We start from the raw sequence: 11,990 nt of genomic DNA on the forward strand, positions 1-11,990 counted from the left end.
TCACCGACCAGCACGACTCCACACAGGACCGACACGCCGACTTCTGAAACGACGTCTAAGTCCGCGCCCGGCGGGTGTTCCAGGATCGGAAGACCGCCTCCACGGCGCCCAAGAGCTGCGCTCTCGGATCCGTCGGCACGCTATCCCCGGTTTCCTCTGCGAGAGCCTGCTCGCAGGCCTGCCAGACAGAGTCGAAGACCGGGCCGGGCGCGGCGTCGGCCGCGACCGCGTCGACGACCGCCCGCGCCGATCCGCCGCAGTCCAGTGCGCCCAGCACGATCTCGCTGTACATCTGGTGGAAGCGAGCGACGAGGTCCGCCATGAAGCGGGTGTCGCCACTGGACTCGGCCAGTGCGACAGCGGTGTCCTTGTCCAGACCAAGGTTCAGGATGGTGTCCATCATCCCGGGCATCGACACGGGAGCACCCGATCGGACCGAGAGGAGCAGCGGCGTGGGCCCGCCTCCGAAGGTCTTGCCGCAGGTGCCCTGCAATGCGTCGAGCTGGGCGAGGACCTCGTCGGCGAGCCGCTCAGGCATCGCACCATCGGACAGGTAGCTGCGGCACGCCTCGGTGGTGACGACGAAACCCGGCGGCACCCGCAGTCCCGCCTGGGTCATCCGGGCAAGACCTGCGCCCTTCCCCCCGTAGCGGTCGACGTCGGTCGGATCCGCCAGCTCGAACGTCGCTGTGGACCCCACTCGTGACACGGTCACCGAACCTCCCGCCCCGCTCATTCGGTCCGCTCCCGGCCGAGCGTGCGGAGCAGGTCCTCGTGGAACTCGAACCAGATGTTGTGCACGGAGTCCTCGGTGGGCGAGGACACCAGGTCGTGGCGGCCGGCGTCGATCCCGTGCATCGCAGCGTCGAAGCGTCGGGGGTAGACGCCGAACCGTCCGTCGTACTCGGCCAGCGCGTTGAGTAGCGGACGGAGCCGCTCGGTGAGCTTCTCCAAGCGCGCGATGACCTTCTCGTCGTACTCGGAGTCGGAGTGGTCGTTGATGACCTTCCGACCTCCGACGTCGATCTGCTGCCACGACGACATGGTCACCAGGAACTGCGCGTTCACGGCCTCGAACCGGTCGATGAGCTTGGCCAGATCGTCATCGCCGCGGACGCCGGCGTAGTGGCTGCCTGCCGACTCCGCCAGAGCAGGTTCGGCGTCGTTGGTCGGCAGCGCCGCATCGCCGGCCAGGACGACGAGTCCTCGGTCTGCCAAGCAGGTGAGCACGCGCTCGACCTCGTCGGGCGAGTGCCCCGTGACGTGCGCAACGGTGGCCGCTGTGGCCATCTTCTTCAAGGCCACGACGTTCAGCACGTCGTAGTCGGGTTTGACGAGCCCAGACACACTCATGGCATTCCCTCGGTGGAACCGGGTGGCGCGGCGATCACCGCGCCGCCCGGGGTCGGCGGACGGCGGTCGAGCTACAGCCAGCGGTACTTGGAACGACGGACGCTCGTTCCGTCCGGGATCGGCAGGTAGCCCGCACCGGAGAAGACCTTGTTCGGCATCGTCTCCTGCGCGAACCCGCGCTTGTTGATGTCGTAGTAGTAGTTGGCCACGCGCTGGTCGACCTCCCAGAGGTCGTAGTCCCGGCAGGCCTTCTCGTAGGTCCCGGTGTGGCGCAGGTAGGGCAGAAGGAACCCGGCGTAGTAGACGTCGTGACCGTTCCAGATCAGGTCGCGCCGGCTGGTCTTCGAGATCGTGCTGTACAGCCGGATCGTCGCGGCCCGGATCCGCTCGAGGTGGCCCGAGAGCTCGTCGATCGGGACCGGGTAGACGTCGCCCATGGGGGTGTCCCACTTCTCCCGGACGAACACCGCGCCGCCCACTACCGCCGAGAGATAGTTCTTCGGCCTGGTGAAGGTGGTGGCGATGTCGTTGACCCGGATCTCCTCAAGGCTCATGACCTCCGGGTCGAGGACCAACGCCAGCGTGTAGCTGTGCGGCAGCTTGGCCTCCTCGCACGCCTCGGTCCAGCTGAACGCCGTCTCGTTGACGAAGAGGTCGCGGATAATCAGGATCCGCCCGTCGGGCAGCTCGTAGGGGCCGGTGTCGGAGAAGCCGAGGCGGCAGTCGTAGTGCACGAGGAAGGCAAGGAGCTCGGCGGCCGCATTGAACTGGGTGAACTTCGCGTGCTGCGGGCCCTCGGGTTCGAGCGTCTCGACCTGGCCCGTGACCTGGTCGATGATCTCTTGGTCGTGGATCGGCCCGCGGTAGCGGTCCTGCGAGTTGAAGAGCAGCCCGTCCCCCCGCTTCGCCCACTTCACGCGCTGCATGAACTTCAACGTCTCGTTCGACTCGGCGATGTAGTCGTCGGGCCGGATCGCGCCGAGGGCCAGCAGCCCGGTGCGTCCCATGGCGAAGCCGCAGGAGCCGATGCACCAGTCGTGCAGGGGGTTGAGCTGCGATCCGAGCTCACGCTTGGCGACCGTGCCCAGGTCCATGACGCCCTCGGCGCCCCCGACCTCGTCGGTGATCATGCCGAGGATCTCGGGGTACCGGTAGAACATGTGGAACATCGACAGGATCTCGTACTCCTGGCGGGGGATCATGCCCGAGACGCCCTCGGTGGCCCGCATCACCAGTACGTCCCAGATGTTCCAGGCCAGGTAGTTGTTCAGGTCGTTCATCTCGTCGATGGTGAACTCGTCACGCACGACGTCAGCCTTGGAGACCTTTTCGAGGATCTTGGTCTTCGCTCGCGAGCGCATCACCTTGTCGCCGAGGATCCCGTCGGTGACCGGATCCAGTCCGACGAAGTTCCCTGTGTACTGCAGATCCTGGAATCGCAGGCCGTCGTCCTGCTCGTCGTAGCGCTGCTGATACGTCGCCTTGCCCTGAGTCGCGGTCATCGTCGATAGCTCCTGACTGAGATGAGAGGTGAGTGAGTCGGGCTCAGGCAGCCAGGATTCGACCGACAGAATGGTCTGCACAGTCCAGTGTCACGGTCCGGCCGTCCAGCTCCTTGGCGATCTCCTCGAAATGCGACTCGGGGGTGCTGCCGGGGGTGTACCGCGAGAGGCTGCTGGTGAGGTAGGCGGTCATCACGCAGGGGGTCTGGAACTCACGGGACAGAATTCCGAGGTGGGACTCCGGAGCTCCCGACATCGTGATCACACCGATCGCCCCCATGCTCAGGGCCGGCGCGAGGAATGTCGTCGTGCCGCCCTGCACCAGCAGGATGTGGTCCTGCAGCTTGCCGGACTGGATGAGCGTGATCACGTCGGCAGGCGAGGTCAGATACTTGACGACCCCGGTCGGCGCCTTGCGTGTGTCAAAGGCGTTGTAGCCCTCAGCGAGAACCTCGGACATACCGTTCCTCCTTGAACAGGTGGCGACAAGCCGGCGACGGTTCGGTCGACGGCCGCAAACAAAGCATGGTTGAGGACCTGCGCCCCGACTGTTTCAGATGTGGACAATTCTCGGCACTGTTTACGGACACGCCAATGGAGCCTCTGATGGCGACCGAAAACAACCGATACAGGACCAGAACGAGAGGAGGCGGGAATCAGCCTTGAACGTCAAGCGCCTGCATTCGGCGATACAAGGTCGTTCGACTGATTCCCAGCTGCCTGGCGGCGATCATCTTGTTGCCGTGCGAGGCTTGGAGCGCGGTGATCAGCGCCGCCCGCTCCGCACGTTCCCGGCCACCCAGGCCCGCGGCCCTGGCGCTCGAGCGATACCGGGCCGGGAGGCTCGGCGCATCGACGTCGCCCGCGATCGGGGCCCGAAGAACGTCGTCGACCAATCGCGCGAGCTCGCTGAGATTTCCGGACCATGGTTGCGCCGCGAGCTCGGTGAGAGCCCGAGGGGTGAAGCGGAGCCTCACACCGGTCCTTCGCTCGGCCGCGATGCTCTCGATCAGGCTCGGCAGCTCGTGGACCCGCTCTCGAAGGGGTGTGAGCTCGATCTGCTCCTCGCAGAGGGCCACCGCCCTGGCCGCGGGCGGCGCGAGCTCGGCCGTCGGACACGACGTCAGGATGAGCGGTGCGCAAGTCCTCGACACGAGTGCTCGGCGCACGACCTCACACAGACGCTCCGGAAGCAGGTGTACGTCGTCCACGATCACCGGCGTGGACGTGCCGGCCGTGACCTCCTGAAAACGCGCAGCCCACGCGCGCTCCGAGCCGGTGAGCGCGTCGACCGCATCCACGGTGACCGCTCCGGCGTTCCCGGCCAGCCGACGTGCCTGAGTCGTTCGCCCGGTGCCGGGTTCTCCTGCGATGACGACGGAACGCGACAGCCGGAGGGCCTCGCCGGTCGACGCGTCCAGCGAGGCCCGTTCCAAGTCTCCGAGGTAGAACAGCGCCCCACCGGACGTCCCCTCGAGCCGCTCGATCAGAACCCTAATGCGTCCTCGTTCTCCGAGGTCCAGGTTCCGCACGACCTGCTGCGGCCCGAGAACCTCCGCCGTCAGGGTGCTGAGGATGGCCGGATCAACGGAACCGAGCCGGTCCAGGCAGGCGCGGTTGGCGAGGACGGTGTCCCCGCCGAGCACCGCTACCGGGGTCGAGCGCAGCCTTGTCGCGTTCTGGAAGGCGATGAAGAGGCGTCGGTCCTCCTCGCGGGCGCCCTCGATGATCCGGGCTTCGATGTCCCGAACCGCACCGGCGAGCAGCGGCCCGAACATGGGGTTCGACTCGGGGCCCGCGGCGGTGATGTCGAGGATGCCCTCGATGCGGCGGGTCAACGGATGCCTGATCGGGTGCCCGAAGCAGCTATAGCTCCGCAACGAGTGCAGAAAGTGCTCGGCGCCGTTGATCGCGACGGCATGCCCGACCTCTAGGGCCGTCCCCACCGCGTTCGTTCCCGCCAGGTGCTCGGTGAGGCCGGCGCCGAATACCACCCCGTGTGACTCCAGACCGCCTCGCAGCCGGTCGTCTCCACTCCACTGGTGCACAACGTTGCCATCGCGGTCCGCCACCATCAGGCAGACGGGGTACCCATTCAGTCTCGAGGCCAGCTCATCGATCACCGGGGTCGCGGCGACGAGGAAGCGGCTCGACGAGTCCACGTCTCTGATTCGAGGGGAGCCGTTCGCGGCCGGACGCAGGCCGGAGAGTTGGGCTCGTCTCCATGAATGGGCGATCACCGGCCTCTGGGGAAGCGTCGTTGCCATCGGTCTCCCTTGACCTGCGGATGCGGTGTGCAGCTCGCGCCGTGCTCGACGGAGCGGCTGGTTAGACAATGCCTGCAGAGTCGGCCAGGTCACAGGGCGGCGAGACGATCCTGCACGACGATCCTCCACATCGTGCAGGATCGTCCCGGACTCACCGGCTACTCCGGGAGCCGGAGCGACCCCGAGGCGGAGGCCTCGCGGTACTCCGAGGGCAGACACTCGAAATGAGCCCGGAAAACCCGGTTGAGGTGCGAGAGGTCGTAGAAGCCCCATCGAGTGGCCAGCTGTGTCAGGGGGCGCAGATCGCCTGCCGCAAGCTCCTGCGCGCATCCCTGCACTCGGAGCATCATGATCGTCTGGGCGAAGCTGCGCTCCGTGCCCTGATAGAGGCTGTGGAGTTTGCGCACCGAGACACCGAAGCGTTTGGCGACCGTCGCAGCGGAGAGGTCCGCTCCACCGTGGAGGTGGGCGACGAGGTAGCGATTCACCGACGCGCGCAGCTCGGCATCGAGGGCCTCGCGGCTCGAGTCTCTCAAGATCGTGTTGCCTCCTGCGGCAGCGGCGAGAACGGCGAGCAAGGCCGATTCGGCTGCGTCTGCGGCGGAGCGGTCGAGCTGGCCGACGTTCCGCCAGGTCGCGATCATGCTGCCTGCGGCCACGGAAGCGATGCCGCCCGACGTGGCGTCATGAGGGGTCGCGGTGAAGGCCGATGGGTCGCTGATCAGGGGCATGAGGTCCGCTCGGGGAAGCCGGAACGACACCACGCGCCATTCCTTGGTCAGCGGGTCCTCGATGTACTCCTGCCGGTATGGGCTCGTCGTGTCGACGAACGCGAACGACCCCGCAGGCACCACGGCGGCCCGATCTCCCTGGCTGACGATGCAACGTCCGCTGATCTGCAGGTTGACGAACACGTGGTCGGAGTCCGTACGACGGACCTCGGCCTCCCCGTGGGTGATGAGCTGGCTGCGCGAGGACACCTCTGCGCAGTTCGTCGAGGTGAGCAGCGAGGACCGCACCCAGCTTCGCAGCCCGCCGTCGTTCTGGGCCGCCTCGCGGTGCTCGGCAGTCCGGTCCGTGGCCAGGGGGGTGAAGGCTTGGCAGATGACCTCCCGCCAATAGCTGAACTGGTCGTCGGTGGGGAGCCCCTCGGTAGTCCAGTAGTGCACAGGTCACCTCCTGGGCGCGAAGACTCTCGCGCGAACCGCCTCTGCTCTGAACCGGACGCTGCCCGCACTACCGGCGGCGTCGGGAGTATGACTCAGCTGTGGCGTGCAGCACTTGGACCAGGCTGCACGATCGCTGGGACGAAAGTGCCGAGGCCACTCACCGAGCTCGCATCCCGCAGGCGATCGTCCAGATCTGTAACAGCCGAGGCGGTATCGGCCCGCCACGATCAGGCCCATCCCCGACCCGCACAGGCGTCGGACTCGACGACCCGGGCGCAGCTGGGCGGTACGGCCACCGGCCCCGACGGACAGGACAGATGATGACCGACTCCTCTGCTCACGAGGCCTACCGGCTGGCCAGAGACTTCCTCGTCGACAGCCGTGGCGATCACGACAAGGCGGTCGCCAGCTTCGAGTGGCCTGTCTTCGACGGCCCCTTCAACTGGGCCCACGACTGGTTCGACGTGATCGCCGCAGGCGTCGAACGTGACGCGCTACGCATCGTGGAGGAGGACGGCTCCGCGGCGTCCTACTCGTTCGACCGTCTCAGCCGCCGCTCCAACCAGGTCGCGCGATGGCTCGCGGCGCGCGGGCTGGGCCGTGGGGATAGCGTTCTGGTCATGCTCGGGAACCAGCTCGAGCTGTGGGAGACCATGCTCGCCGTGATGAAGCTGGGCGCGGTCGTCATGCCGACCACAACCGCACTCGGTGCCAACGACCTGCCGGACCGGATCGAGCGGGGCCGCGCCAAGTGCGTGGTGGCGAACACCGCGGATCTGTCGAAGTTCGACGGCATCGCCGACTCCCTGATCCGGGTCGCCGTCGGCGGCACCTCGGATGGGTGGCTCGAGTATCCCGAGACGAGCTCGGAGTCCGACGAGCCTCTCCCCCATCCGGGCACCACGGCCCAGGACCGGCTGCTGCTCTACTTCACCTCCGGCACCACCAGCCGACCCAAGCTGGTCGAGCACACGCAGGTCTCCTACCCGGTGGGTCACCTCACGACGACCTACTGGCTCGGTCTCCAGCCGGGCGACGTACACCTCAACATCAGCTCGCCCGGGTGGGCCAAGCACGCCTGGAGCTGCTTCTTCGCGCCGTGGATCGCGGAGTCGACGATCTTCATCTACAACTACGCGCGGTTCGACGCCGCCGCTCTGCTGACCCAGATCCGGGCGAACGACGTCACCACCTTCTGTGCGCCCCCGACGGTGTGGCGAATGCTGATCAAGGCCGACCTGTCCGGCGGACCCGGCACCCTACGCGAGGTCGTCGCAGCGGGCGAGCCGCTGAACCCGGAGGTACTGGAGCAGGTACGGCAGCAGTGGGGTCTCACTCTGCGGGACGGTTTCGGGCAGACCGAGACGACCGCCCAGGTCGGCAACACCCCCGGATCCGAGGTCCGACCGGGTTCCATGGGCAGGCCCCTCCCCGGGATCCCGATCGTGCTGGCGGACCCGGTGACCGGCCTGCCTACAGAGGGCGAGGGCGAGATCTGCATCGACCTCTCCCAGCGTCCCACCAGCCTCATGACCGGCTACGTCGACGACGACGAGCGCAACGCCGAGGCGATGGCAGGGGGGCTTTACCACACCGGCGACGTGGCCTCCCGAGACGCCGACGGCCACATCTACTACATCGGCCGCACCGACGACGTGTTCAAGGCGTCTGACTACAAGGTGTCGCCGTTCGAGCTTGAGAGTGTGCTGATCGAGCATCCCGCGGTCACCGAGGCAGCCGTCGTGCCCGCTCACGACCCGGTACGCCTCGCCGTTCCCAAGGCCTACGTCGCCCTGTCGGCGGGGTGGGAACCGAACCGCGAGACCGCCTTGGCGATCCTGCGTCACGCTCGCGCGAAGCTCGCCCCCTACCTGCGGATCCGACGGCTCGAGTTCTACGAGCTCCCGAAGACCGTGTCCGGCAAGATCCGTCGTGTGGAGCTCCGGCAGCGTGAGACCGACGACCCCCAGGCGGCGGAGCAGCACGAGTGGCGCGAGGATCAGTTCCCCGAACTGCGCGCCTGAGTCCGGGCCGTGGTGCGCGCCCGCCGGGTGGGCGCGCACCATGGCCTCCTGGGCGTCGTGATCGGTGCCGTTGCCCCGGCATCCTCGCTATGCTCGCAGATCCGACGGTGTCCTCACCCGGCTCTGAGGCGGACACCGATCGGATGGGCTGAGACGGGAGGAGGCCCGGCGTGCGCTTCTGGACCACGACGGACCGGCCGGTCGGCGAGCAGTTCAGCTACTGGCGCGAGGTGATCTGCGAGGCGTTCACCCCTCTCGCAGCCGAGCGGATCGGGGCACGCCGGGGGCGTGCGCCGGACGAGCCCGGCATCAGCAGCTCGGTGCGGTCCTCCCTGCTGAGTGGTACGAACTGTGCCGAGGTGAAGTCGAAGACCCAGCTGATCACCCACGGAACCGCCGAAGTGCGCCGGACGCGGACCGACCACGTGTTCGTCAACCTTCAGCTGCGCGGCCACTGCGTCGGCACCCAGGACGGCCGGACCTGCGTGGTCCCCGCAGGTGGATTCGCGCTGTTCGACACCACGAGCGAGTACCGGCTGGACTTCGTGGGCGATGACGCGACCCAGGAATGGCACGTCCTGTCCTACCGGGTTCCGCGGGCGCAACTGCTCCCGCTGCTCTCCGACCCGCGTGGGTTCACGGCGGTAGCCCATGACGCCAAGTCTGTCGGCGCTGCGAATCTGGCTGCCTCGACGATGATGTCCGTCTGGCAGAACATCGATGCACTCGACAACCGTTCTCGGGACACCGTCGACATCGCCTTCAGCTCGGTTCTCGCCGCGGCCGCGGGTGGCAGCGATGAGCTGCGAGACACCTCGCGCGACGCACTCGACGCCGCCTTGAAGGCGTCGATCATCCGGTACATCGCCGCTAACCTCGCGTCCCGGATCTCGGCCGCGCAGGTGGCGGTCCGGTTCGGCATCTCCGTCCGCAAGCTGTACCACCTCTTCCAGGAGAGTGAGCGCAGCTTCGGCCAGACGGTGACGGCGCTTCGCGTCGAAGGGTGCGCCCGGGAACTGGCTACTGGAGCGACCGGGCGACCACTCGCCGAGCTCGCAGGCCGATGGGGCTTCGCGGACCAGTCCCATCTAAGCCGTGCGTTCCGAGCCCACCACGGCTGTAGCCCTTCGGAGTTCCGGTCCGCGGCGATCGAGGGCCTGCTGCCACCCACGCGCGCCCTCCACGGACTCGACGTCTAGCGATCAGGCAGGTGGCGGGCTCGTCGGCGTCTCCTCGTCCGTGGTCGCCGCCCTAGCATCTCCTTCTTCATCGCCTGCATGGTCGCTTTGAGCTCTTGAACGGCCCCTCCCGAATCGTCGGTGCCGTATGCCAACCTTGCGGGGTGGCCGTCACCCAACGCGACGTCGACCGTGTTCCTGGAAGGAACCTGCGGACGGCGCGTGCTGAGTTCGTGGCGACATGGATGGAGGCGGACCGCCGCTGCAGCGAGCCAGGCGCGGACGACTGGTACGCCGCGGCTGTGGTGACGACGTGCATGTGGCTAGCCGACGCGACCTATGCCCCGCCATGGGGCCGCCCGCATCCCGCGCGGTCCCCCGCGACCGACCGTGAGCTTCGCGCCTACCCGGAGACCATCGAGGGAGAGCTCGTCGCGGCGGCGATCCTGTTGCAGCACCGCCCCGATTTGGTCCGGTCCCGGCCCGGGTGGGCGGAGGGGATCTCGGCAACCCTGCGCTGGGCGTGGCACGCCGGCCCGCCACCGCTGCCCGGTGTTCGCGCAACCGAGTCCTCGCAAACCTGATCAGTCATCAGCCATCGCCTCGGCCTCGTTCGTGGCCCCGTCGTCGGTCCCGTAGTCGTCGCTGTGCCATCGAGTGAGCTCCTCGGCGCGGTGGTCGACCTCCTCGGCAGCCTCCGCCGCCTCGCGGTACCGGATCTCACTCAGAATGTGCCCGGCCCAGTCGAGGCTGTGCGACGTCTCATCGGCCTCGGGAACTCGGACGACGTCTTCGCTCGCCCTGGCCGGAGCCTCAGCGGCTTCATCGCGCACGTCGCGGCGTCCGACCTCGACGAGCGACAGATCCGGCTCCCTCGAGCGGTCCTGCTCGTTCTCGCGGGCGAGGTCGTCCTCGGTGACGTGACGGTGTCGTTCGTCCTCTTCCTGCGCCGCTTCGTGAGCGGCCTTCCACTCGGCGGCCGTGACGCGCTCAGCGGGGTCGTCGTCGGCATCGCGGGCGGAGAGTTCCGCCTTCGAGAGCTCGGCCTGGACGCGAGTCTGCGCGGTGTGGGCGAGCCACGCCGCTCGGGCGTCGTCGATCTGTTGGAGCTGTTCGGCCTGCCCCTCAAGCACCTCGGCCAGCTTCGCGGCCTGGTCGGCTTCGATGAGGAGCTGCCGACGCCGGGCGTCGTCCTGGCTGGCCACCCAGGACGTCCGAGCCCGCGTGTACGCGGGCATCGACCCCTTGAGCGGCAAGCGGAACTACCTCGTCGAGAGCGTCCCCGCGGGCAAGGACGCGCAGCGCGAGGCCGGGAGGGTGCGGCGTCGGCTCGTCACGCAGGTCGACGAGCAGCGCAACCCGCGCACGAAGGAGCCGGCGCCATGGGCGACGGCGGCGTTCGGCTCGGCGCCCGGGCCGGTGGCTGCGTTTCAGGCCATCGTGTTGCGTGGTTGTAGGTGCTCAGACCCTTCTCGCTCGTGGGTTCGTGTCGGGGCGGCAACAATCGATAGCTCGCGCCCGGCTGATGCCGCGGCCTCGGCGGCCTCCGCCGCGGTCAGAGTGAGTCGCGTCTGGCCGGCGAGCTCCCGTGTCCAGCGAGGCCTCATCTGGCGCCCGCTTGTCGTCGCCGGGGTCGGGGCGGCGGTTCGTCGGGCCGAGGCGGGCGTAGAGGTCGGCAGCTACCTCGTTCAGGAGGTTTCACGCGGCGAGCGCCCACAAGTCCCATAGATCTCGGGCGGCGCGGCGGTCGCTCAACGCCGACGCCTTCGCCGCCGCGAAGGCGCTGTGTCGGTACGACGAGGTGGGCGGGAGGCGGGCGAGGAGGTCGATGTCCTCCGAGAGCCAGCCGTTCGGCAGAACCGTGCGTGTCAGCGCAGTGCCTCCGAAGAACACGATGTCGGCCTCTGCCCCCACGCTGATCGCGGCCAGCAGGTGCGAGATCAGATGATCCCGGATGGCCTGGTCATCATCGACACCGAACTCGTCGGCGACCTGCTGCAGCTCAGCGGGGGTGGAGCACGTCAGTCGGCTCCGTGGGTGGAAAGAGCGTCTTCGAGCGCGCCACGCCGACGCTGTCGGGCGGCGAGCTCCCTGAGCAAGCCGATGTCGCGCGCGAGATGAGCGCCGCCACCGCCTCCTGCGCCAGTCCCGGGACACCACCGAGGTCGGGGCGTGCGATCAGGTCGAGCAGGGTCTGCTCGACCGTCGTCACCCAGCCCTGCCCCAGCTCGGTCCGGTGGCGCTGGACATCCAGCCGAGCGATGTCTCGGCGGACGAAGAGCACGACGGCATCACGGTCCGAGAGTTCGAGCGTGCGCCTGTGGCGTTGGCCGGCGACGCCGGCCACGCTGAGGGCCCTCGGGATCGCACCGTGGATGCGAGCGGCGCTCACACCCATGAGCGCCCACTCCGCGACATGCCCGCCCGTACCGGCCACACCGAGCGCCACTGCCTCCAGCGGAGGCTGCCATCGCGTACGGACCCGCTCGTCGGGCAC

Annotated in this window: 11 protein-coding genes; 2 read left to right on the forward strand and 9 right to left on the reverse strand. The window is 68.1% G+C overall.

All coding sequences use genetic code 11. From position 1 onward, the window contains the following. Positions 1 to 55: 55 nt before the first annotated feature. The 6 genes from ABD993_RS01080 to ABD993_RS01105 form a co-directional block, all read right to left on the reverse strand. On the reverse strand, positions 56 to 736 hold the full coding sequence (locus ABD993_RS01080; RefSeq protein WP_345411769.1) for a PEP/pyruvate-binding domain-containing protein: 681 nt from the start codon (positions 734 to 736) through the stop codon (positions 56 to 58). Next, positions 733 to 1,353 (reverse strand): hypothetical protein, encoded by a 621-nt coding sequence (locus tag ABD993_RS01085; protein ID WP_345411771.1) that lies wholly within the window; start codon positions 1,351 to 1,353, stop codon positions 733 to 735. Before ABD993_RS01085 ends, ABD993_RS01080 begins: the two co-directional genes overlap by 4 nt. A 71-nt stretch (positions 1,354 to 1,424) precedes the next feature. Further along, complete coding sequence (locus tag ABD993_RS01090; RefSeq protein WP_345411772.1) at positions 1,425 to 2,855, reverse strand: hypothetical protein; 1,431 nt, start codon at positions 2,853 to 2,855, stop codon at positions 1,425 to 1,427. A 43-nt stretch (positions 2,856 to 2,898) separates the two neighbouring features. After that, complete coding sequence (locus ABD993_RS01095) at positions 2,899 to 3,315, reverse strand: PEP-utilizing enzyme (protein ID WP_345411773.1); 417 nt, start codon at positions 3,313 to 3,315, stop codon at positions 2,899 to 2,901. Positions 3,316 to 3,511: 196 nt separating this feature from the next. Next, positions 3,512 to 5,017 (reverse strand): sigma-54-dependent Fis family transcriptional regulator, encoded by a 1,506-nt coding sequence (locus ABD993_RS01100; RefSeq protein WP_345411775.1) that lies wholly within the window; start codon positions 5,015 to 5,017, stop codon positions 3,512 to 3,514. A gap of 263 nt (positions 5,018 to 5,280) precedes the next feature. After that, entirely contained in the window at positions 5,281 to 6,291 is a 1,011-nt protein-coding gene (locus tag ABD993_RS01105) for a helix-turn-helix domain-containing protein (protein WP_345411777.1), read from the reverse strand. Between the two features lie 320 nt (positions 6,292 to 6,611). Between ABD993_RS01105 and ABD993_RS01110 the strand changes: the two genes are divergently transcribed. Then, on the forward strand, positions 6,612 to 8,315 hold the full coding sequence (locus ABD993_RS01110; RefSeq protein WP_345411778.1) for an AMP-binding protein: 1,704 nt from the start codon (positions 6,612 to 6,614) through the stop codon (positions 8,313 to 8,315). A gap of 170 nt (positions 8,316 to 8,485) precedes the next feature. After that, positions 8,486 to 9,514: a helix-turn-helix domain-containing protein gene (locus tag ABD993_RS01115; protein WP_345411780.1), complete on the forward strand. Its 1,029-nt coding sequence runs from the start codon at positions 8,486 to 8,488 to the stop codon at positions 9,512 to 9,514. Positions 9,515 to 10,077: 563 nt separating this feature from the next. Here ABD993_RS01115 and ABD993_RS01120 read toward each other — a convergent pair. The 3 genes from ABD993_RS01120 to ABD993_RS01130 all read right to left on the reverse strand — a co-directional run bounded on the left by ABD993_RS01120 (position 10,078) and on the right by ABD993_RS01130 (position 11,942). Continuing rightward, entirely contained in the window at positions 10,078 to 10,698 is a 621-nt protein-coding gene (locus ABD993_RS01120; RefSeq protein ID WP_345411782.1) for a hypothetical protein, read from the reverse strand. A gap of 493 nt (positions 10,699 to 11,191) precedes the next feature. After that, positions 11,192 to 11,407, reverse strand: coding sequence for a hypothetical protein (locus ABD993_RS01125; RefSeq protein ID WP_345411783.1), 216 nt, complete (start codon positions 11,405 to 11,407; stop codon positions 11,192 to 11,194). 88 nt (positions 11,408 to 11,495) lie between these two features. Beyond that, entirely contained in the window at positions 11,496 to 11,942 is a 447-nt protein-coding gene (locus ABD993_RS01130; protein WP_345411785.1) for a hypothetical protein, read from the reverse strand. Between the last annotated feature and the right edge of the window lie 48 nt (positions 11,943 to 11,990).

It is taken from the genome of Pseudonocardia xishanensis, from assembly GCF_039541715.1.
GTDB classification, from domain to species: domain Bacteria; phylum Actinomycetota; class Actinomycetes; order Mycobacteriales; family Pseudonocardiaceae; genus Pseudonocardia; species Pseudonocardia xishanensis.